The organism is Pseudomonas sp. GW823-FHT04A03 (assembly GCF_058796615.1).
Window position 1 is genome coordinate 20,756 of record NZ_JBXAIV010000008.1, and the last position, 20,939, is coordinate 41,694.

Consider the following 20,939-nt stretch of genomic DNA (forward strand, 5'->3'; position numbering starts at 1 on the left):
CGTTATGGCCCGTGGGGTTAACAAAGTCATTCTGGTCGGTACTTGCGGCCAGGATCCCGAAGTACGCTACCTGCCCAACGGTAACGCCGTGACCAACCTGAGTCTGGCGACCAGCGAGCAGTGGACTGACAAGCAGACCGGTCAGAAGGTCGAGAAGACCGAGTGGCACCGCGTATCGATGTTCGGCAAGGTTGCCGAGATCGCCGGCGAATACCTGCGCAAGGGTTCGCAGGTTTACATCGAAGGCAAGCTGCAGACCCGTGAGTGGGAAAAAGACGGTATCAAGCGTTACACCACCGAAATCGTGGTCGACATGCAAGGCACCATGCAACTGCTCGGCGGCCGTCCACAACAGGGCGACCAACAAGGCGGTGGCAACAACTATCAGCAGCAGGCGCCACGCCAACAGGCTCCGCGTCCGCAGCAGTCGGCACCTCAGCAGCGTTCGGCCCCGGCTCCACAGCAGGCCGCACCGCAACCGGCTCCGGATTTCGACAGCTTCGATGACGATATTCCGTTCTGATTCGCTGCTGTATCCGCGTTAAACAAAAAAGGCCCGTCGCTGAATGCGACGGGCCTTTTTCATGGGCGCAGGTTTTCTCAGTCAAGAATCAGATGCGGCAGAAACCGGCTCGAATCCTTGGTGATAAGACTGTTGTCTTCCCGCACACCAATCCCCGCCGCCTGATCGCCGATCACCCAAGAGCCGATCAACGTGTAGCTGTCGTCGAACTTCGGCAACGGGGCAAATTCCTGCAGGATGAAGGGCGCGTCGGTGTAGGGCCCATCCTCTTTGACGATCAGACCTTCGGCTGTCTGCAGCTCGATGTTGGCGCCTTCCCGGGAGAAGTACGGTTTGCGTACCCAACCCTTGGGCACCGCGCTGCCCGGGTTCGGGTCGAGGTGCGCGGCCAGCAGATTCGGATGGCCCTTGTGAAACTCCCACAGCAGGGGCAGGGCGCCCTTGTTGGAGAGAATGGATTTCCACGCCGGTTCGAAAAACTGGGTGTCGCACTCGGCAATCGCCGCGCCGAACGGTTCGTGGAAGATGAATTCCCAGGCGTGCAGTTTGAACAGGTGCGGGATCCAGCGATCTTCGAGATCGACGAAACGCCCGTCAGTGCTCAGGCCGATGTCTTCGATGTCGATGTGCCGCGATTCGATGCCGACCTTCTCTGCGATCAGGCGCAGGTAATCCGTGGTGCCCTTGTCTTCGACCGAGTCTTTCATCGAGGCGAAGTAAAACGGCCGCTTCAGTTTCAGTTGGGCAAAGGCTTCGTGCAGCCGGGTGTCGATGCTGTTGAACTGGTCTGCATGGCGCGGCAGCATCCCGCGCTCGATGCATTGTTCCAGCCAGCCCCACTGAAACGCCGACGCCTCATAAAGACTGGTGGGCGTGTCGTAGTTGAGTTCAAGCAGCTTCGCCGGGCCGTTGCCGCTGTAGGAGAAATCCATGCGCCCGTACAGATGCGGATGACCTTCCAGCCAGGACGTTCGGATCATGTCGTAGTACGGCGCCGGAATGCTCAGGCGATCCAGCAGTTCTTCGCTGTGCACGACGCGGTCGACCAGATCCATGCACATTTCGTGCAGCTCGGTGGTCGGATCCTCCAGATCGTTTTCGATCTGCGCGAGCGTGAACTGGTAGTAGGCGCGCTCGTCCCAGTACGGCTCCTCGTCGATGGTGTGAAACAGAAAGCCGAGGCTTTCGGCTGTCTGTTTCCAGTCGTGGCGCTCGGCGCAGTGGATCTTCTTCATGGTCAGCTGCTCGAACGTCCCCAGCCGCCCCAACCGCTGCGTGCGCTGGATTGGCTGCCGAAACCGCCACGGGAGGTGGACGAGGCGACGTTGACCGGTTTGCGGTAATCGCTGTCGTAGTCCCGCTGACTGCGGCTCGGTGCCGACTCGATTCGACGGTTCAGCGTCGAAGTGTCGTAGGTCTGGCGGGTATTGCGCTCGCGATAAACCGGCCGCGAGTCGTTCGCGCGGTTGTTGCTCATGGCATTGCCGATCAGCCATCCGGTGAGCCAGCCGCTGCCTGCACCGCTGGACGAGTGCGAAGTGCTGGTCTGATTGCTCTGTACGGCAGACGCATCACCGGCCGGCATCTGGGCATTGGCGATCGCATCGAGGTTCTGCGCCGGCTCACCGTCCTGCGGCACCTTGAAGCCACCGAGTTTCGGCACGAAACGGCCGGCGGAATTTTTCTGACACCAGTCAGCAGCAAAGTCCGCGTCGCAGGCAGCCTTGTCGTCGTAGGCCGGGGAGATCCGCCGGTGTTCGGCCAGGGCGGCGACGTAGGCATTCGAGCAGACATCCGGCGCCAGTTCGGCGTCGACGCATTGTTCGACACTCTGGAAGTTGCGTTGCTGTTCCTGGGCGGCCACTTCACCGGAAATCGCCAGGGCCACCGAAGCGGCCAGCGACAGTTGAACGTACTTGCTTCGTTTCATCTCAGGCTTCCTGCCGATCAGTAGGACGGGGTCATGCACGCGGCGTTGAGCATGCCGACGCTGATCGCCACCGCCGCCACATAGATGCCCGCGGCGATTTCACCGTTGGCGATGCGCTGGGACGTGCCCTTGAGTACCAGCCCGGTCGCCAGAAAGGCCAGCAATTGCACCCCGGCCGCGATCACCGCCCAGAGGACAAAGTCGAGAACGTTGATCGAATGAGCGATCACGTTGCTGGCCGGAATCGCGAAACCGATGATTGCGCCGGACAGGGCAATGGCGGCGGCGACGTTGCCGGAACGGATCAGCTCGAATTCCTTGTGCGGCGTGACGCGGGTGTAGACGAACTGAAACAGCATGAACAGCAGCACGGCGCCGATCAGGTAGGCGACGAAACCGACCAGTGCGGCTTTGTTCAGGGAAATGGACAACGCTTCCAGCATGGAAAACTTCCTTTTAGATGGTGCTCAAATCAGTGGTGTACAGCGAGATGCCCAGCGAGGTGCTCAGGCTGACGGTGCCTTCTTCGTCCTGTTCGACGGAGAACAGCAAGAGCTCACGGCGATCGGTCAGGCCGGTTTCGCGGGCGTAGAGCATCGAGTGATGATTGATGGTGTAGGACTCGTCGGGGTTGATCACCTGTTCGGTGAGCGGCACCAGTTCGGTCTGGCCGCGTTCGGTGCCCCATTCACGGGTGTATTCGACACCTTCGTGGCGGTAAGTCGGCAGGCCGATCAGGCTGTTCGGGCCGGCCAGGCGCTGCAGTTCGGCGTCACTGTTGACCGTCACATAGCTGACGTAATTGAACAGCGTCACCGATTCGATCTGATCGTCGCCGGTGACATGGATCTGTACCCAGAATTCTTCATCGTTCAGGTAGTAGCGATGCAGTTTGTTCGACTGGCCGAGGTCGATCCAGCCTGCGCTCCAGATGGCCTGGGCGTCGGGAACCCGCACCGAGGTGCTGCCGTCGAGCAACAGGCCGAGGGTCGTGTCGAAGCGGATCGCCTTGCCCTGCGCCAGTCCGAGCGGGCCGCCGGCAGACTGTGACGCCGGCGCGGCCGACTGCCAGTTGCTGGTGCCGAGCAAATCTTTGAACCATCCCATGGGTACATTCCTTGAAGCGGGTGGAGATATTCGTTGGCAAAACGCCGCTAGTGTACCGGCCTCGTGGCGAACGAGCAGGCAAAAAAGAAGGGCACCCGGTGCCCTTCTTTTTTTCGCCGCCGTTACTGGGCGGACTTCTGCTTCAGACGCTCGAGGATGGCGTTGGCGCTGCCTTCGTTCGGCGTGATGCCGGCTTCGCGCAGCTTGCGATCCAGATCATTGCCGGTCGATGCATCGGCCAGCTCGTCGGCAGCGCTCAGCTCGGCAGCGCGTTGCTGTTGCTTGGCTTGCAGACGATTCAGAGTGCCGACAGCGGTTTCCAGCTTGCCGTTGGCGCCGCCGCTGGCGATCGAAGCACTGACCTGAGCCTTTTGCACGCTTTCACGGGCCTTGGCCATGTCCACTTGCTGGCGCAGGCTCTTGATCCGCGCTTCGGCCTTGTTGATGTCCTTGCGCATGTTGTCGGCGTAGGTGCCGAACTCGTCGCTCTGCTTCTTCTCGACGCCCAGGTCGTTGGTCAGGGTCGAGATCGCTTCGGCCACTTCCAGCGCCAGGTCTTCGCGGCCGGCGTTCAGGGCGGAAACGGCCTTGGCTTCCAGGTCCCTGATCTTGGCTTCGTACTCGCTCACGCGGTCGGCGGAGAGTTTGTGCTTGGCCATGATGGTGACCAGTTCGCGACGGGCGTTGGACAGCGCGCTGTCAGCGTCACGGATTTCCTGGTCGAGGATGCGCAGGGCCTGTTGGTCGGCGATCGCTTCGCCGACTTCGTTGGCGCCGCCGCGCAGCGCGGTGAACAACTTGCTCCAGATGGACTGAGTCATTGGATATTCCCTGTTGATTACTTGAAGAAGTGTTCGAAGGCTTCGCTGGCGCGCTGCACGTTGTCGACCAGGGTTTTCACCTCGGTGACCACGTTGGTCAGGCTCGAGTCGGCACTCAGTGCGCCGAACATGTTGTAGACGGTCTGGCCGTTGGGCATGGTCTCGATGCCGATCGACGACAGCGGGAACATCTCCCGGCTACGCAGCACGGCGTCGTTGAACGCGCGCACGTCGGTGATCGAATCGATGTCCACCAGCACGGTGTCGACGATGATCTGCTGACCGGCGAGGGCGATGTGAATCGGCAGACCGCCGAATTCGTTCATTTCCAGCTTGAGGCTGGGTTCGGAGCTCTGGATCAGAGACAGCGTGATCTCTTGCGAAGCCACCTCGTCCAGCGCCTTGAAAGCGTTGTAGAGGCTATCGATGTTCCAGTTGTTGCCTGCGCTCATGTAATTCTCCGACATGAATGAGCCAGCCAGAATCGGTTGGCGTAGCTGTTGCTCCATTTGCTTGAGCAAGCTTCGGTTTTCCGGAAGCACCCAAGTTTCGTGTTTCACATAACCGGCGGCAGCCAGGCCCGCGCGCATCTGCTTCATATAGAAGCTCGACGGCTTTTTCGCGGACGGTGTCGAGCGCACTCCCTTTGGGCTCTCTGACTTAGTGGCAGGGGAGCGGCTTTTCATGGCGATGACTCCGTTATGAACATCTCACGCGTGAGCAACACTACAACCAATTCAAAGTGCCATCAATGGCTCACGCGTGAGATTTTTATGACACATATAAAAACGCCCGCAACGAGGCGGGCGCAGGTTTTTCCGGGTGTGTCCGAGCAGGGCTCAGCGGCTGGCAGCGAGGAACTCGTCGGTGGACACCACGCTGGCGTAGGCAAACCCCAGCGCCGACATGAACGCCGCATGCACGTGGGCGGCCGGCACGGTCAGGCCGTTGAATTCCAGATCGCGGCTGGCGCAGGCATCGTGGATCACCGTGACGGTGTAGCCCAAATCTGCCGCTGCGCGGGTGATGCCGTCGACGCACATGTGGCTCATGCTGCCGACCACCACCAGCTCCTTGATGCCTTGTTCGTCGAGGATCGATTGCAGTTCGGTTTCGCGGAATGAGTTGACGAAATGCTTGAGCACCACCGGCTCGTCGGCGCGGTTAAGCACTTTCGGATGCAGCTTCGCGCCTTCGGAGCCCGGGGTGAAAAATGGTGCCTCGGGCGAGGTGAATTCGTGGCGGATGTGCACCACCGAATCACCGGCCTCGCGGAACGCCGCGATCAGCCGGGCGGCGTTGTCGGCGGCGGCGTCGGCACCGGCCAGCGGCCACTTGCCTTGGGGGAAGTAGTCGTTCTGGATATCGACTACGATGAGCGCTTGCTTGGCCATGGGTGTGTCCTCGAAGTGAACGTTGGGTGTGGGCTCAGTATTGGCGCCGACCACGTTTTCGAGGATTGGCCGCACCGACAATACACAGGGGAAAACTGACAATGGACGCGAAACCGGCAGTCGTCGAACTGGGTGTGCTGATCTATCCCGGCGCGCAGCTGGCGGCGGTGCATGGGTTGACCGACCTGTTCGCGGTGGCCAACCGGGTCGCTGCCGAGCACCAGAGTGCGCAGTTGCCGCGCTTGCGGGTCAGCCATTGGCAGGTCGAGGACGATCAATCGCCGGTGCGGGTCCACGACAGCGACCCTGGCGCCGAAGCCGGTCTGGTTGCGGTCGTGATTCCGCCGTCCATTGGTGGTTTTTCAGCAGCCCAGGTGCCCGCCGGGCTGATCCACTGGCTGCGTGAGCAACACGCTCGTGGCGCCACCCTCGGCGGCGTATGTGTCGGTTCGCTGTTGCTGGCCGAAAGCGGTCTGCTCGACGGTCGCAGCGCCACCACGCACTGGACGTCAGCCAAGGCGTTCGCCGAGCGATATCCACACATTAAACTCAAAGCCGACACACCGATTGTCGATGACGGCGACCTGATCACCACGGCCGGTTTGATGGCCTGGTCGGAACTGGGGCTACGGCTGGTCGATCGTCTGCTCGGGCCGAGCATCGCCAGCGCGACCGCGCGATTCCTGGTGGTGGAACACAGCGACAGCGCCAGTGCCTGCGGCAGCAATTTCGCCCCGATCCTCAATCATGGCGACGCGGCGATTCTCAAGGTTCAACACTGGCTGCAAGGCAACGGCGCGACCGATGTCTCGCTGACGGCGATGGCCGAGCGCGCAGGTCTTGAGGAACGTACCTTCCTGCGCCGTTTCCGTGCGGCGACCGGCCTGAAACCCACCGAATACTGCCAGCACCTGCGGGTCGGCAAGGCCCGGGAAATGCTCGAGTTCACCAACGGCACCATCGACCACATTGCGTGGACGGTGGGCTATCAGGATCCGGGAGCCTTTCGCGCGACGTTCAAGAAAATCACCGGACTGGCGCCGAGTGAATACCGCACGCGATTCGGCGTCAGTCCGCCGCCGACCGTGGTGAAGTAAAGCCAACCCGTCGTGCAAAATGCCGGAACCCACAGCGCAGTCGTGCAGATTGAAACAGGCGCGGTGCCAGCACGGGTTTTTCAAGTGGCTGATTTTCAGGGCGTTTCAGGCGAGCCCCGGTTGGCCTGATCTCTGCACCCTCTGACCTACATTCAACCCGCCGTTGGAAGGGGGACGCATGACCCCGACATCCCGCAGGAAAGTGGTCGTCGCCCACTCGGTTCGACCCGGCGCGCCACAACATGAAGTGCAGACCAACAAAGCCCTCGCGCGATGGCTGGCGCAGATCCTCGGCCTCAAGTTCGGCGGCAGTTACGACGCTGAAAAACATCGCGGCCGGGATATTTATCTGCTGCCGACCCAGACTCTCGTCGGCGCAACGGCCCGCGAACTGGGCGTGAGCGGCCCGGACGATTTGTGGGGTGGTTTCGTCGAGTACGATTTCATCTGCACCAAAGCCATCAGCCACGGTTTGCGCAGCCATCAGGCTCATGCGCCGCAAGGCTGGTCGCCGCTGTTTTCCGAGCGTGTGCGCACCGTGGTGCTGGACGGGCTCAGCGTCTTTGCGCTGGAGGATGCTCGGCCCGCCGCCGAACATCTGTTGTACAGCGGACCGATCCGGATCAAGCCGATCCATGCCTGTGCCGGGCGTGGGCAGGAAGTGATCAAGAGCCTCGATGCGTTCGACGAAATTCTCGCCCGACCCGAGGCCGGAGAACTGTTCAGCGATGGCGTGGTGCTGGAGCAGGATTTGAGTCAGGTGGTCACCCACAGCGTTGGTCAGTCGTTCATCGGCGATCGGGTGCTGAGTTACTGCGGTGATCAATACTTGACCAAAGATGCCCACGGCGAGGAAGTGTACGGCGGCTCGAACCTGCTGGTGGTGCAGGGCGGTTATGAGGATCTGCTGACGCTGGATCTACCCGACGACGTGCGTCTGGCGATCCAGCAGGCGCAGGTCTTCGACCGGGCGGCGGACGAAGCCTATCCGCGTTTCTATGCCTCGCGGCGCAATTACGACATCGCCCAGGGCCTGGACAGCGAAGGCCGGCCGCGCAGTGGCGTGCTCGAACAGTCCTGGCGCATGGGCGGCGCCAGCAGCGCGGAAGTGGCGGCGCTGCAAAGTTTCGTCAACGATCCCTCGATGCGCGCGATCCGCGTGTCGTCGGTGGAAACCTATACCGATCAAGCCCTGCCGGCGGATGCCATCGAGGTGTATCGCGGGCCGGCCGAGAACAGCGACTTTCTCCTCAAATACGTAACGGTCAAATCCTATGACGGCTAGAAGCGAAAGCATTCAAATCGACATTGATGATGAACAGATGAGCGGGACATTCCTCAGTCCCAAATCGAAAGTCCCCGGCGTGTTGTTCGTGCACGGCTGGGGCGGCAGTCAGGAGCGGGATCTGGAACGGGCCAAAGGCATTGCCGGCCTGGGCTGCGTGTGCCTGACGTTCGACCTGCGCGGGCACACCGGCGGTACCGGCATTCCGCTGAGCCGGGTCACCCGTGAAGACAACCTGCGTGACTTGTTGGCTGCGTACGACCGACTGCTCGCCCATCCGGCGCTGGACACCTCGGCCATCGCGGTGGTGGGCACCAGTTATGGCGGTTATCTCGCTTCGATCCTCACTTCATTGCGCCCGGTGCGCTGGCTGGCGCTGCGGGTGCCGGCGCTGTATCGGGACGAGCAATGGCACACGCCCAAGCGCGATCTGGACAAGGCCGACCTGCGCGATTATCGCGGCACGCTGGTGCGCGCCGACAGCAACCGCGCCTTGCACGCTTGTTCGCAGTTCACCGGGGACGTGCTGCTGGTGCAGTCGGAAACCGATGACTACGTGCCCCACGCGACGATCATGAGTTATCGCGCCGCGTGCCAGCAGACGCACTCGCTGACCCACCGCATCATCGACGGCGCCGACCATGCCTTGAGCGACCCGACCTCGCAGCAGGCCTACACCTCGATCCTGGTCGACTGGATCACCGAGATGGTGGTGGGCGAACGGTTGAGCATCATTCAGTCGCGCTGATCAGATTTGGGCTTCTTCTCGATTCGTAATGCCTTGGCCTTGGCTTCCACCACCAGGTACATCAGCACGGTAATCAGCAGCGGCAGCAGGAAATAGATCGCCCGGTACGCCAGCAACCCCGCCACCAGACTGCCGCGCGAAGCCTCGTGTTGCAGCAGCGCCACGAACACCGCTTCCAGCACGCCGAGCCCGGCGGGAATGTGAGTGATGACCCCGGCAATCGCGCTGATCAACAGCACCCCGAGCACCAGCGGATAGTCGAGCTTGCTCGGCAACAAGGTGAAAATCACTGCCGCCATCAGCGACCAGTTCAGTGCCCCGAGCAGCAATTGCAGGACCGCCATGCGCAGCGACGGCAGGTTGATTTCCACCCCGCGAATCGACCACTCGCGCCGTCGGGAAAACTGGCAGGCAACCAGATAACCGGCACTCACCAACAGCAGCAACACACCAATGCCCTGCAACGCATCGCTGCTGACTTTCCAGCCCGGCGGCATGCGCACCAGCCCGCTGCTGAACACCACGCCGGCGATGGTCATGTAGCCGAACCAGTTGGTCGCCAGGCTCAGGCCGAGGATCTTGGCGATGTTGCTTTTGCTCACCCCGAGCCGCGAATACAGCCGATAGCGCATGGCGATCCCGCCGACCCACGCGCTCAGATTGAGGTTGAACGCGTAGCTGATGACGCCCACCGGCAGGATCTGTTTCCACGTCAGATCCTGGCGGATGTAAGTGCGGCCGATCAGGTCGAAACTGGCGTACACCAGAAAGCTCAGCAGGGTCAGGCTGGAGGCGATGATCAGCGTGCGCACCTTGAAATCGGCAAGGGTTTGCAGCACCTCGGCCCATTCGATGCGGCTGGCGAACATCGTCAGCAAAACGATCAGCGCCAGAAAGAACAACAGGGTCAGCGGACGTTTCCAGCGGCTCCAGCGGGACTTGCCCGCCGGTGCCGGATGCACCGCCGCGTGGGCTTCGGAATGACTCATGACGGATCGCTCCCGGCGGCATGGGTGAAGGGTTTGAGCCGTGGCTTGTGCGCCGGCAGCCAGCCGGCCATCGCCGGGAAATGCCGCAGGAAGTGAAACACCAGAAAGCCCACGGTCATGTGCCAGATCCGCCCGCGCGGCGACTTCGCGGCGTCCATCGCCTTGCAGTGGTTGTGACTGAGGTCTTCGAGGCGCTCGAACAAGTGGCGATTGAAGGCGCGGTCGCGGATCAACACGTTGGCTTCCAGGTTCAGCGACAGGCTCAGCGGATCAAGATTGCTCGAGCCGACGGTGCTCCATTCCTCGTCCACCAGCGCCACTTTGCCGTGCAGCGGCCGCTCGCAATACTCATGAATCTGCACCCCGGCCTTGAGCAGGTAGTCGTAGGTCATGCGCGCGGCGAGTTTGGCCACCAGCATGTCCGGCTGCCCCTGCAGAATCAGTCGCACCTCGACCCCGCGCCGGGCTGCGTTGCGGATCTCGCGCAGCAGGCGATAGCCGGGAAAGAAGTAGGCGTTGGCGATCACCACCCGTCGTTGGGCGCGGCGCAGTACCTGCAAATAAACGTCTTCGATATCGGTGTTGTGGCGGTCGTTATCTCGAAACACCAGCCGCACCTGGCCGTCGTGATCATCGAACGCCATCTCGGCACGACGCTGCCTGCGCCGTTGCCACCAGAACCTTGCGCGTCCCGGTCGGCCGCTTTGCAGCAGGGCGAAATGATGGATGTCGGCCACGGCCGGGCCCTGAACCTCCACCGAATAATCCTGCTTCGCTTCGGGGCCGAAATCGGCCAGGTGATCGCCGGAAAAATTGATCCCGCCGATGAACGCAATCAGCCCGTCGACCACCACGATCTTGCGGTGCAAGCGTCGGAACCAGTTGGTGCGAATGCCCAGGCGTTTCGGGGCAGGATCGAAGATCTGCAGATGTACGCCGGCATCGCTCAGCGCGGTGAGGTAACCGGTGCTCAGTTCGCCGCAACCGAAGCCGTCGAGGCTGACGGTGGTGCGCACGCCACGCCGGGCGGCATCGATCAGAATCTCCTGCAGTTCCTTGCCGACCTTGTCTTCGAAGACGATGAAGGTCTCCAGCAGGATTTCGCTTTTCGCCGCGCGCATCGCTTCGAACACCCGGGGAAAATATTCCTCGCCGTTTTCCAGCAGCTCGAGCCGGTTGTTGCCCTGCCAGCGGTATTCGACATCGACGGTGCCCGGCTCGCGCACGGGCGGGGTGATGCTGACTGGCTCCACGGCGGATTTTTCCAACGGTGCACTGCTCATAGTTCTATCTCCACCGACAGCGGCGCGTGGTCGGAAAGGTGTGACCAGGGACGGTTCGCCAGCACTTTGGGCTGACTGGCCTTGAGGTTGCGCACGTAGATCCGGTCCAGGCGCAGCAGCGGCATGCGCGCCGGGAAGCTGCGCGCCGGTTTGCCGTGATGCGCCGCAAACACTTCGCGCAGGCCACAGGGTTCAAGCAAGGCATCGGCGCGCTGGCGCCAGTCATTGAAATCGCCGGCGACGATCACCGGCGCGTCACCGGGCAGCTCGGAAAGGCGTTCACGCAGCAGGCGCAGTTGATCGTTGCGATGGCTTTCGCGCAGGCCCAGATGGACGCAGATCGCATGCACTTCACGGTCGTCTCCCGGCAGGCGCAGCACGCAGTGCAACAGGCCGCGGTTTTCGTGGCCGCTGATCGAAACGTCGAGGTTGTCATGGCGCACGATCTGGAATTTCGACAACACGGCATTACCGTGATCGCCGTCCGGGTACACCGCGTTGCGTCCGTAGGCGAACTGCGGCCAGAGGCTGTCGGCGAGAAACTCGTACTGCGGCATCGTCGGCCAGTTTTCGTAGTGTTTGGGATGATGCTCGTGGGTGCCGTGGACTTCCTGCAGAAACACCACATCGGCGGACACGCTACGCACCGCTTCGCGCAATTCCGGCAGGATGAAACGTCGGTTCAGTGCGGTGAAGCCCTTGTGGGTGTTGACCGTCAGCACGGTGAAACGGCGCTCCGTGGTGATGACCGTGGTCTGTTCGTCGGTGAAACCGAGCGGCTCGGGAATGCTCATGCGAGTACCCCTTCGGCGGCCGGTTCACCGGGCATGGTTTCGAGGTTTTTATCCAGGTCGAAACGCTGCAACAGGCTGCGGGCATCGAAAGGCGCGCGGACCTTGATGTCATTGTCGAAGTAGCAGAAAACCTCGCGGGATTTGCGCGCACGAGGCTTCAGGCGCGGCGCGATCAAATGGGCGTCGCCCGGTTGCCTGCCGTGGTGCCAGGCATCGATCCGTTCGGCCCAGCGTTGTAGCGCGGCACCGGTGTAGCCGCTGGCGTAAAGTTCTTCGGCACCGTGCAGGCGCAGGTAGACGAAATCGCTGGTCAGGTCTTCGCGGTACGGCCATTTCCCGGCGGTGTCGGCGATCACCAGCGCGGTGTTGTAGCGTTTGAGCAAGCGCACGAAGTCGGGGTCGATGAAACTGTCGTTGCGGATTTCCACGGCATGGCGCAGCGGTTTTTTACCGTAGGCCTTCATGCTCGCGTGGCCGTGCAGGTGTGAGTCGTGCTGGCGGGCGAGGTCGGCGGCGGCCTGGGTGTCGTGGGGCAACTGATCGAGAAAGGCTTCGAAACGCTCGGGGTCGAACGTGAAGTTGGGCGGGAATTGCCAGAGGACCGGACCGAATTTTTCCTTCAGCTCCAGCACCCCGGAGGCGAAGAAATTGGCCAGGGGTTTTTCGATATCGCGCAGGCGGCGGATGTGGGTGATGAAGCGGGGCGCCTTGATGCTGAACACGAAGTCATCCGGCGTTTCGGCATACCACTGGGCATAGCGTTCGGGCCGTTGCAGGGCGTAGAACGATCCGTTGATTTCGATGCTGTTGACCGCCCGTGAGGCGAACTGCAATTCGCGTTTCTGCGCCAGCCCCCTCGGGTAAAAGTCCCCGCGCCACGGGGCGTAACGCCAGCCTGAAATACCGATATGAATCGTTGCCATGCCGCCCTCCCGTCGAAAGTCCCCGTACGGCCTCTGTCTGTGGATGACTGCGGGCGGTTCGGGAAAGTTTCGACGGGATTACGGACGGTCGGGCTGCGCCGGATCAGTGCCCGGTGACGATTCGGGCGGAGCCTTCGGCGGGTTCGGCGTACACCGGGCCCAGGCGATCGAGGCGACCGCTCCATGCCGTCAGGGCCAGCGCCACCAGCACCACCAGTCCGCCGATCCATGCAGTGTGAATCAGGCCGATGTGTTCGACGATCAAGCCGCCACCCCATGCGCCACCGGCAATCCCGAGGTTGAACGCGGCGATGTTCAGGCCCGATGCGACGTCCACGGCGTGCGGTGTGTGATGTTCAGCCTGACGCACCACATACACCTGCAAGCCCGGCACGTTGCCGAAGGCGACTGCGCCCCAGACCAGCACGGTGGCCAGCGCCAGCCATGGGTTGCCAGCGGTGAAGGTGAGCACGAACAGCACGGCGGCGAGCAGGGCGAAGATGATTTTCAGCGCGCTGATCGGCCCGCGTTTGTCCGCCAGTTTGCCGCCCCAGATGTTGCCGACGGCCACCGACACGCCGTACACCAGCAACACCAGGCTGACGGTGCCGGCGCTGAAGCCGGAGATGTCCTGAAGGATCGGTGCCAGGAACGTGAAGGCAATGAACGAGCCGCCGTAACCGATGGCCGTCATGGCGTACACCAGCAGCAGACGCGGTTGCTTGAGCACCTGCAATTGCTGCAACAGCGAAGCCGGTTTGCTGTGGGCAATGTTGTTCGGCACGTAAAGCAGGCTGCCGATGAACGCGATCACGCCGAGTGCCGACACCGCGAGGAAGGTTTCACGCCAGCCGAAATGCTGACCGATGAACGTGCCCAGCGGCACGCCAGTGACAAGTGCCACGGTCAGGCCGGTGAACATGATCGCAATGGCACTGGCGGCTTTTTCCTTGGGCACCAGGCTGGTGGCGATGGTCGAGCCGATGGAGAAGAACACACCGTGGGCCAGGCCGGTGACGATCCTCGCCAGCACCAGTGATTCATAACTCGGCGCCAGCCAGGCCAGCAGGTTGCCGAGGGTGAAAAGCACCATCAGCGACAGCAGCAACAGTTTGCGCGGGACTTTGCCGGTGAGGGCGGTCAGCACCGGCGCACCGATGGCTACGCCCAGGGCATACAGACTGACCAGCAGACCGGCGGACGGCAGGCTGACACCGAGATCGGCGCCGATGGTGGGAAGCAGGCCAACGATGACGAACTCGGTCGTCCCGATGGCGAAAGCGCTGAGGGTCAGCGCGAGCAGGGCAATGGGCATGACGGCACTCCGGTGGGGGATTGAATGGAGCGCAGTGTCGGGGTTTGGTGGGGGTGGAAAAATACAGGGATGGGCATTTGATATTTGATCTGGGCGCAAAGATCAAAAAGCGGCTCTCTAGGCGTTCTTGAACTTTGCCAAGCCAAAACCGATCAGTTCCTTACAGGTTCAACCAAGGGAGCTCTGCGTTTTGACCAGGTTCAGGATCGCGATTCTATTGGGGGCATTGCTGGTGTTCGGCGGCAATGCAGTGCAAGCCGCCAGCCTGCCGGGCGTTCCGGCGGCCAGTGAAGAGCCGGCCAAACCGGAACCGATCGTGCAGGGCGGACTGCTCGGCGCCATCAGTTCCAGCATCGACGACGTGCAGGACAAACTCGATCTCAACGAGCATCTGGTCGACGCCTGGCGCCTGCGCGCCGACCGGGCGGCGGATGAAGTCGACAGGCTGGTCAACCAACCCTCGAACCGCTCCGGCTGGAGCGTGGCGGGGGATTTCCTGATGCTCTCCGGCGTGTGGCTGGGCACCTTTGCCGTGTTGACCGTGCTCGGCAGCGTGCTGGGCAAACGTCTGCGGGAAGGGCGCTGGCTGCGCACCCGCCAGCGCAGTCAGGACCTGCTCGGTTACCTGTTGCCTTACACGCTGCCCGCACTGATCTGTCTGCCGCTGACCCTGTACGTCAGCCATTTTCTGTCGGCCTCGGTCGGTCGCGCGCTGGCGCTGTGTTTTGCCTACGCCACCAGCAGCGGGATATTTTCCACGTCGATGCTGTTGTGCGTGGTGGTGATGTTCAACGTTGGCCACAAGCGCCGTGCGGTGCAGATCATTCGCGACTACTGCCCGAAACCGCTGTTCCTCATCGGCTTTCTCGCCGCGTTGAGTGACGCCCTGACCAGCCCGCAGATCGCCCGGCAACTGGGCGGCAACATCACCAGCAGCATCGCGGTGTTCACCGGTCTGCTGGCGTCGATCATCTTCGGTCTGCTGGTGATTCGCCTGCGTCGGCCGGTGGCGCACCTGATCCGCAATCGCTCGCTGGCCCAGCGTCTGAAACAGCCGTCGCTGCAGGAGTCGCTGCGGATTTTTTCCGGACTCTGGTACTGGCCGATCGTGCTGATGGTGCTGGTCTCGGCAGTCAATCTGATCGGCATCGGCGAGGACAATCAAAAGGCCCTGCGTTGTGCGCTGTTCACCACGGTGCTGCTGATCGGCACGGTGTTTCTCAGCACCGTGCTGCAACACCTGTTCAAGTCACGCAAGGCTGAGGCAATCCAGCGCAGCAGCGCCTACAAGGAACGTTTCCTCAGCCTGTTGCATGCGCTGCTGCGGATCGTCATCGCGATTGCGTTCATCGATATTCTGGGGCGGATCTGGGGCGTGTCGCTGCTCGATTTCGCGCAAAGCAGCACGGTCGGCCGGGCGATCAGCAATGCTCTGAGCAGCATCGGCCTGATCTTCCTCGTGACGTGGCTGCTGTGGGTGGTGCTCGACACGGCGATTCAGGAAGCGTTGAAGCCACCGGTCAGCAAACGCTCGGCGCGCCAGCCCAGCACCCGAGTGAAAACCATCCTGCCGCTGTTGCGCAACGCGATCAAAATCATCCTGGTGGTGATCTGCGCGATCACCACCATGGCCAACCTCGGGATCAACGTCGCGCCGCTGCTGGCCGGTGCCGGGGTGGTCGGCCTGGCCATCGGTTTCGGCTCGCAGCAACTGGTGCAGGACGTGATCACCGGGCTGTTCATCATCATCGAAGACACCCTGTCGATCGGCGACTGGGTGGTGCTCGATTCCGGGCACGCCGGCACGGTCGAAGGCCTGACCATTCGCACCTTGCGCCTGCGCGACGGCAAGGGCTTCGTGCACTCGGTCCCATTCGGCCAGATCAAGGCAGTGACCAACCAATCGCGACAGTTTGCGTTTGCGTTCTTCTCGGTGCAGTTCACCTACGACACTGATGTCGACAAGGCCATCGAACTGATCCGCGAGGCGGGTGATTCGATCCGCGAAGACCCGTTCCTCAAGTACAACCTGCAAGGGCCGCTGGATGTGTTTGGCGTCGATAAAATGGATCTGAACGGCGTGGTGCTGACCGCGCAATTTCGCACAGTGTCCGGCGGGCAATATGCGGTGAGCCGCGCATTCAACCAGCGTCTGAAAAAGCTTGTGGATAACAGTCCGTGGGTGCATTTCGCGCAGACTTATCCACAGCAGGTTTTGCTGCCCAAGCGCCTGGAAGAAGACGTGGCGCCGGCGCATTCGTCGGTGGTGTTGCCGGAGCAGGCGCGCACTCAGTGACGGGTCAGCCTGTTGCGGATTTCGCTCATGGCGGCGGAGTCCAGTTCCACCCAGAATTGCGGCTTGCCCGCGACCTCGGCAGCGACCGGCAAGCCGTCGCGATACACCAGCCGATTGCTCGCCAGCGCCGGCACTTTCGCGCCCGGTAACAAGGTGCCGGCGAGGTTCAGTGGGTCGACGCCGCACACCGCGATCAGGCTGCCGTCATGGGGACGGCGGCGGACTTCGCGCAAAAGCGGAATTGCCTCGGGCAGGGCGAATTGCTCGCCCGCCAGACCGCTGACAAACCGTCCGCCACGAATCTCGCCCCGTGCTTCCAGCCGATGGAACGTACGCAACAGTTCGCGCCAGCTCGGCAGCCAATCGGCTTCGCGTTCCAGCAGGCGCCAGAACACCACGCCATAGCGGCGTAACAAGGTCATGGCGACATGTTCGAGAGTTTCAGGTGACGCCGTTTGACGGTTTTCCACAACCGGCCCGCGACGCAATAACGCCCAACGCCCGGCATCGTCCATGCCCCCGACAAACGCCCCGCGCCCGCGTCGACTGCTGCGTTGCTGGCGCTTGCTCGCCGGAGTGATCAACGCCCGCAATCCGGCAAAGCTGTCGGCATTCACCAGCCCGGCGCCGACCAGCTCCTGCAAGGCGATCTCCAGCTCGGTGCGCAGCAGGTGCGCTTCATGAATCAGCTCATCGAAAAACAACGCGCCGTGCTGGCCCAGCGCGTCGAAAACCTTGCGGGTCTTGGGCGACAGTTCACTGACTGGCGTCTGTTCGGCCAGTGCACTCCACAAGCCGACCTGACTGCGCGGCAGCAACACGATCGGTGTGCTGCGCAACGCCGTGCCGCTGATGTTTTGCCGGGCGCTGAGGCGCGTCCATACCAGCTTGCCGCTGCGGCACAGATCGTCCAGCCAGCTTGGTGAATAGTCCTTGAGCCGCGCGGGAAGGAGGTCGCTGTCCCAGGCCGAAGCGGCAGCCGGGTAGCCTTCGAACTGGCCGACAATCGCTGGCAACACCACGCTGCCCTGACCACGGGTTGACGGGGACAAGTGCTGCCAGTCGAACAGAAACCGCATGAAATCCTGCAACGCCACCGGCTCGATTTCCCGGCGCAGACGCTTGACCGTGTAGCGGTGAATGCGCGCCAGCAGATGGCGTTCGCACCATTCTTCAACGGTCGATCCCGGCGTGAACTGGCCGCGCAGTACATAACCTTCGCGCTCCAGATGAGCGAGGGCTTGATGCACAGAGGCCGGCATCAAGGCCAGCGGTTCGGCAATCGCCGCCAGCGGTAGCGGGCCGAATGCACCGAGCCGCGCGCGGATCACTTCGATCAGTGCGTCATCGGCGGTCCATGCTTCGTCGAAACCGGGTAACGCGGGCAGTGCCGACTGCGCCTGTGGATAAAGCGCTTGCAGACAGGTCAGGCGTTCTCTCGCCAGCCACAGTGAGTGCTCGGGATCGATCTGCAACTGGCAGGCTCGCCCGGTCTCGGCCAGGGCATTCAGCCAGTCGCGCCACTGCGGATTGGCCTCGACTTCACGGTCGCTGATGCAGGCCAGGCTCATCAGCGCTTCGTGCATTTCATCGGCACTGTTCGGCGTCGGCCACGCTTCTTCGCGCACGGCGTCGATCGCATCGGCGTCCAGCGCGCCGAGGTCATCGGTGGATTGCGGATCGCTCCAGCGGCGGTTGAGCACGGCCTGGGTGCGCCGCTCTTCCAGCGGCGCATCGTCGAGAAAGGTGTAGGGGCGGGCGCTGAGGATTTCCGCCGCCAGCGGCGAGGGCGCCGGCAGGTCACGGGCGATCAGGCGCACGTCGCCGCGTTCCATGCGCCGCAGGAGTTCGAGCCAGCCTTCACTGTCCATCGCCTCGTGCAGGCAATCGTCGAGGGTCTGCTCCACCAGCGGATGCTCGGGGATTTCCCGTTCACCGGCGAGGTTTTCCAGGCAGGCAATCTGATCGGGAAATACGCTGGCGATCAGGTCTTCGCTTTTCATCCGCTGCAATTGCGGCGCGACCTTGCGCCCGCCCGTGTAGCGCGGCAGGGCCAGCGCCACACCGGCATTCCAGCGCCAGCGCACACCGAACAGCGGCGCATCGAGCACCGCTTGAATGAGGATGTGCTCGGCGCTGTTGCTGTGCAGGTAACGCCAGACCTCGTCGAGTTCGAAACTGTGGCTGGTGGACAGTGACAGCACGATCGCGTCTTCGCTGGCGGCGGCCTGCAATTCGAAGTTGAAGGTACGGCAGAAACGCTTGCGCAGGGCCAGGCCCCAGGCGCGGTTGATGCGGCTGCCGAACGGCGAATGAATGATCAGTTGGGTGCCGCCGGACTCGTCGAAAAACCGCTCCATCAGCAGCGTGTCCCGGGACGGCAACGCACCGAGGGCGAGGCGGGCGCGGGCCAGGTAATCCACCAGTTGTTCGGCGCTGGCCGGGTTCAGGCCGAGGGTGTCGGTCAGCCAGTCGAGGGCCGGTTGCAGATTGCCGGGGCTGGCGCTGAGCAGCTGATCGAGCTGCGCGTGCAGGCGCGCCACGGCCGCCGACAATTCGTCGCTGCGCCCCGGTGCCTCGCCGAGCCAGAACGGAATGGTCGGCGGCTGACCTTGGGCATCTTCGACCCGCACCTTGCCGGTTTCCACCCGCAGGATGCGATAGGAGGCGTTGCCGAGCTGGAACACGTCGCCGGCAATGCTTTCCACGGCGAAGTCTTCGTTGACGCTGCCGATGTTCAGGCTCTGGGGTTCGAGCAATACGCTGTAGTCGGCGTTGTCGGGGATGGTGCCGCCGCTGGTGACGGCGGTCAGCCGGGCGCCGCGTCGTCCGCGCAAAGTTCGGCTCACGGCGTCGCGGTGCAGGTAGGCGCTGCGGATGCCCTGACGGCCGTTGTAACCTTCGGCGAGCATGCCCAGCAGCGCCTGATAATGTTTTTCGTCGAGGCGGGCGTAGGGCTCGGCCCGGCGGAACAGCGCGAGCAAATGGTCCTCGGGCCATTCCTGGCAACTGACCTCGGCGATGATCTGCTGCGCCAGCACATCCAGCGGCGCTTCGGGGATGTGCAGCGTATCGAGTTCACCCCGGCGCACGCAGTCGAGCAGCGCGGCGCATTCGATCAGGTCGTCGCGGGTGGTGGCGAACAGGCGCCCCTTGGGCGTGCCGCCGACCTGGTGCCCGGAACGGCCGACCCGTTGCAGAAAACCGGCGATCGAACGTGGCGAGGCGATCTGGCAGACGAGGTCGACTTCGCCGATGTCGATCCCCAGTTCCAGTGACGCAGTGGCGATCAGCACTTGCAGTTCGCCACGCTTGAGCCGCTGCTCGGCGTCGAGGCGAAATTCCTTGGCCAGACTGCCGTGGTGCGCGGCCACGGCTTCTTTTCCGAGGCGTTCGCTCAGGTGTCGACTCAGGCGTTCGGCCAGACGTCGAGTGTTGACGAAAATCAGCGTGGTTCGGTGTTCCCGGGCCAGGGTGGCGAGGCGGTCATAAACCAGTTCCCAGACGTCATTGGCCATCACGGCCGACAACGGCACCGGTGGCACTTCGATGCCCAGATCCCGCGGGCGCGCGTGGCCGATGTCGATGATTTCGCAGGGGCGTTCATGGCCGACCAGAAAACGCGCCACCGCATCGATCGGTTTCTGCGTGGCCGACAAGCCGATGCGGGTCAACGGTTCAGAGCACAGCGCCTGTAGTCGCTCGAGGCTCAAGGCCAGGTGACTGCCGCGTTTGCCGGCGGCGATGGCGTGGATCTCGTCGACGATCACCGTGCGGGTGGTGCCGAGCATTTTTCGGCCGGACTCGGAGCCGAGCAGCACGTAGAGCGATTCCGGGGTGGTCACCAGAATGTGCGGCGCGCTCTTGCGCATGGCGGCGCGGTCTTTTTGCGGGGTGTCACCAGTGCGCACGGCGGTGGTGATTTCCAGCGCCGGCAGATCCATTTGGCGCAATTGGTCGGTAATCCCGGCCAGCGGATTCTGCAGGTTGATGCGGATGTCGTTGGACAGCGCCTTGAGCGGCGAAACGTAGACCACCAGGGTTTCGTCCGGCAGACCGTCCGGGGTTTCCAGGCCACGGTGGACCAGATCGTCGAGCACCGCGAGGAATGCGGTGAGGGTTTTCCCGGAGCCGGTGGGCGCGGCGATCAGCGTCGAACGGCGCTGGCGGATCAACGGCCATGCGCGGGCCTGGGCGGCGGTCACCGTCGGGAATGTGCTGCTGAACCAGGCGCTGACGGCGGGGTGGAAGCCTGCCAGGGCCGCGTCCTTGGGGAGGGGCAGATTCATGGCTTCAGTTATGCGGGTGGGCGGGCGAAGTTGCAAGTACCGCTTGGGATCTACACTTTACGGGTGACGGTTGCGCACTAAACCCGCAAAATGCAACGATTCCGGCAATTATCGACGACGCTGCCACGAGCATCGTCGCCAAAGC

At 62.7% G+C, this 20,939-nt stretch carries 18 protein-coding genes; 5 read left to right on the forward strand and 13 right to left on the reverse strand.

The window, feature by feature from the left end; genetic code table 11:
* The first annotated feature begins 4 nt into the window (after positions 1–4).
* Positions 5–523 (forward strand): single-stranded DNA-binding protein, encoded by a 519-nt coding sequence (locus AC1Q9F_RS19795; RefSeq protein ID WP_003228709.1) that lies wholly within the window; start codon positions 5–7, stop codon positions 521–523.
* Between the two features lie 77 nt (positions 524–600).
* On the opposite strand, the gene AC1Q9F_RS19800 is transcribed toward AC1Q9F_RS19795, so the two are convergent.
* From AC1Q9F_RS19800 to AC1Q9F_RS19830, 7 genes are all read right to left on the reverse strand, one after another.
* Entirely contained in the window at positions 601–1,758 is a 1,158-nt protein-coding gene (locus AC1Q9F_RS19800; protein ID WP_492620800.1) for a glutathionylspermidine synthase family protein, read from the reverse strand.
* A 2-nt stretch (positions 1,759–1,760) separates the two neighbouring features.
* The gene (locus AC1Q9F_RS19805; protein ID WP_207984102.1) at positions 1,761–2,453 is read right to left on the reverse strand and encodes a DUF1190 domain-containing protein; all 693 of its coding nucleotides are present in this window, start codon (positions 2,451–2,453) and stop codon (positions 1,761–1,763) included.
* A gap of 17 nt (positions 2,454–2,470) precedes the next feature.
* On the reverse strand, positions 2,471–2,896 hold the full coding sequence (locus AC1Q9F_RS19810; RefSeq protein ID WP_207984101.1) for a DUF350 domain-containing protein: 426 nt from the start codon (positions 2,894–2,896) through the stop codon (positions 2,471–2,473).
* Between the two features lie 13 nt (positions 2,897–2,909).
* Positions 2,910–3,560, reverse strand: coding sequence for a DUF2491 family protein (locus AC1Q9F_RS19815; protein WP_207984100.1), 651 nt, complete (start codon positions 3,558–3,560; stop codon positions 2,910–2,912).
* 122 nt (positions 3,561–3,682) lie between these two features.
* Positions 3,683–4,381, reverse strand: coding sequence for a PspA/IM30 family protein (locus AC1Q9F_RS19820; RefSeq protein WP_103385518.1), 699 nt, complete (start codon positions 4,379–4,381; stop codon positions 3,683–3,685).
* A gap of 17 nt (positions 4,382–4,398) precedes the next feature.
* Positions 4,399–5,067, reverse strand: coding sequence for a YjfI family protein (locus AC1Q9F_RS19825; RefSeq protein ID WP_007955624.1), 669 nt, complete (start codon positions 5,065–5,067; stop codon positions 4,399–4,401).
* Positions 5,068–5,220: 153 nt separating this feature from the next.
* Positions 5,221–5,775, reverse strand: coding sequence for a cysteine hydrolase family protein (locus AC1Q9F_RS19830; protein WP_007955623.1), 555 nt, complete (start codon positions 5,773–5,775; stop codon positions 5,221–5,223).
* Between the two features lie 101 nt (positions 5,776–5,876).
* Here AC1Q9F_RS19830 and AC1Q9F_RS19835 point away from each other — a divergent pair, with 101 nt between their 5' ends.
* The 3 genes from AC1Q9F_RS19835 to AC1Q9F_RS19845 all read left to right on the forward strand — a co-directional run bounded on the left by AC1Q9F_RS19835 (position 5,877) and on the right by AC1Q9F_RS19845 (position 8,905).
* Positions 5,877–6,872 (forward strand): GlxA family transcriptional regulator, encoded by a 996-nt coding sequence (locus AC1Q9F_RS19835; RefSeq protein WP_492620799.1) that lies wholly within the window; start codon positions 5,877–5,879, stop codon positions 6,870–6,872.
* A gap of 178 nt (positions 6,873–7,050) precedes the next feature.
* Positions 7,051–8,157 (forward strand): DUF3182 family protein, encoded by a 1,107-nt coding sequence (locus AC1Q9F_RS19840; RefSeq protein WP_492620798.1) that lies wholly within the window; start codon positions 7,051–7,053, stop codon positions 8,155–8,157.
* Positions 8,147–8,905, forward strand: a complete 759-nt coding sequence (locus tag AC1Q9F_RS19845) for an alpha/beta hydrolase family protein (protein ID WP_007955615.1) — start codon at positions 8,147–8,149, stop codon at positions 8,903–8,905. Before AC1Q9F_RS19840 ends, AC1Q9F_RS19845 begins: the two co-directional genes overlap by 11 nt.
* Here AC1Q9F_RS19845 and AC1Q9F_RS19850 read toward each other — a convergent pair.
* The 5 genes from AC1Q9F_RS19850 to AC1Q9F_RS19870 form a co-directional block, all read right to left on the reverse strand.
* Entirely contained in the window at positions 8,893–9,894 is a 1,002-nt protein-coding gene (locus tag AC1Q9F_RS19850) for a lysylphosphatidylglycerol synthase domain-containing protein (protein ID WP_007955613.1), read from the reverse strand. The genes AC1Q9F_RS19845 and AC1Q9F_RS19850 overlap by 13 nt on opposite strands.
* The gene (gene clsB / locus AC1Q9F_RS19855) at positions 9,891–11,177 is read right to left on the reverse strand and encodes a cardiolipin synthase ClsB (RefSeq protein WP_007955611.1); all 1,287 of its coding nucleotides are present in this window, start codon (positions 11,175–11,177) and stop codon (positions 9,891–9,893) included. The genes AC1Q9F_RS19850 and clsB overlap by 4 nt, the downstream gene beginning before the upstream one ends.
* Positions 11,174–11,971: an endonuclease/exonuclease/phosphatase family protein gene (locus AC1Q9F_RS19860; RefSeq protein WP_492620797.1), complete on the reverse strand. Its 798-nt coding sequence runs from the start codon at positions 11,969–11,971 to the stop codon at positions 11,174–11,176. Before AC1Q9F_RS19860 ends, clsB begins: the two co-directional genes overlap by 4 nt.
* Positions 11,968–12,894, reverse strand: coding sequence for a DUF72 domain-containing protein (locus AC1Q9F_RS19865; RefSeq protein ID WP_492620796.1), 927 nt, complete (start codon positions 12,892–12,894; stop codon positions 11,968–11,970). The genes AC1Q9F_RS19860 and AC1Q9F_RS19865 overlap by 4 nt, the downstream gene beginning before the upstream one ends.
* A gap of 103 nt (positions 12,895–12,997) precedes the next feature.
* Positions 12,998–14,209 (reverse strand): MFS transporter, encoded by a 1,212-nt coding sequence (locus AC1Q9F_RS19870; protein ID WP_207984095.1) that lies wholly within the window; start codon positions 14,207–14,209, stop codon positions 12,998–13,000.
* Between the two features lie 190 nt (positions 14,210–14,399).
* On the opposite strand from AC1Q9F_RS19870, the gene AC1Q9F_RS19875 reads away from it, so the two are divergent.
* The gene (locus tag AC1Q9F_RS19875; protein WP_492620795.1) at positions 14,400–16,505 is read left to right on the forward strand and encodes a mechanosensitive ion channel family protein; all 2,106 of its coding nucleotides are present in this window, start codon (positions 14,400–14,402) and stop codon (positions 16,503–16,505) included.
* Here the strand turns inward: AC1Q9F_RS19875 and AC1Q9F_RS19880 are convergent.
* Positions 16,499–20,794, reverse strand: coding sequence for a DEAD/DEAH box helicase (locus AC1Q9F_RS19880; protein WP_492620794.1), 4,296 nt, complete (start codon positions 20,792–20,794; stop codon positions 16,499–16,501). The genes AC1Q9F_RS19875 and AC1Q9F_RS19880 overlap by 7 nt on opposite strands.
* Between the last annotated feature and the right edge of the window lie 145 nt (positions 20,795–20,939).

Coding starts and splice junctions, on each gene's coding strand:
- AC1Q9F_RS19865 (WP_492620796.1), bottom strand. CDS start 12,894: ATGGCAACGATTCATATCGGTATTTCAGGCTGGCGTTACGCCCCGTGG.
- AC1Q9F_RS19850 (WP_007955613.1), bottom strand. CDS start 9,894: ATGAGTCATTCCGAAGCCCACGCGGCGGTGCATCCGGCACCGGCGGGC.
- AC1Q9F_RS19800 (WP_492620800.1), bottom strand. CDS start 1,758: ATGAAGAAGATCCACTGCGCCGAGCGCCACGACTGGAAACAGACAGCC.
- AC1Q9F_RS19840 (WP_492620798.1), top strand. CDS start 7,051: ATGACCCCGACATCCCGCAGGAAAGTGGTCGTCGCCCACTCGGTTCGA.
- AC1Q9F_RS19820 (WP_103385518.1), bottom strand. CDS start 4,381: ATGACTCAGTCCATCTGGAGCAAGTTGTTCACCGCGCTGCGCGGCGGC.
- AC1Q9F_RS19830 (WP_007955623.1), bottom strand. CDS start 5,775: ATGGCCAAGCAAGCGCTCATCGTAGTCGATATCCAGAACGACTACTTC.
- AC1Q9F_RS19815 (WP_207984100.1), bottom strand. CDS start 3,560: ATGGGATGGTTCAAAGATTTGCTCGGCACCAGCAACTGGCAGTCGGCC.
- AC1Q9F_RS19795 (WP_003228709.1), top strand. CDS start 5: ATGGCCCGTGGGGTTAACAAAGTCATTCTGGTCGGTACTTGCGGCCAG.
- AC1Q9F_RS19845 (WP_007955615.1), top strand. CDS start 8,147: ATGACGGCTAGAAGCGAAAGCATTCAAATCGACATTGATGATGAACAG.
- AC1Q9F_RS19805 (WP_207984102.1), bottom strand. CDS start 2,453: ATGAAACGAAGCAAGTACGTTCAACTGTCGCTGGCCGCTTCGGTGGCC.
- AC1Q9F_RS19835 (WP_492620799.1), top strand. CDS start 5,877: ATGGACGCGAAACCGGCAGTCGTCGAACTGGGTGTGCTGATCTATCCC.
- AC1Q9F_RS19860 (WP_492620797.1), bottom strand. CDS start 11,971: ATGAGCATTCCCGAGCCGCTCGGTTTCACCGACGAACAGACCACGGTC.
- AC1Q9F_RS19825 (WP_007955624.1), bottom strand. CDS start 5,067: ATGAAAAGCCGCTCCCCTGCCACTAAGTCAGAGAGCCCAAAGGGAGTG.
- AC1Q9F_RS19880 (WP_492620794.1), bottom strand. CDS start 20,794: ATGAATCTGCCCCTCCCCAAGGACGCGGCCCTGGCAGGCTTCCACCCC.
- AC1Q9F_RS19870 (WP_207984095.1), bottom strand. CDS start 14,209: ATGCCCATTGCCCTGCTCGCGCTGACCCTCAGCGCTTTCGCCATCGGG.
- clsB (WP_007955611.1), bottom strand. CDS start 11,177: ATGAGCAGTGCACCGTTGGAAAAATCCGCCGTGGAGCCAGTCAGCATC.
- AC1Q9F_RS19810 (WP_207984101.1), bottom strand. CDS start 2,896: ATGCTGGAAGCGTTGTCCATTTCCCTGAACAAAGCCGCACTGGTCGGT.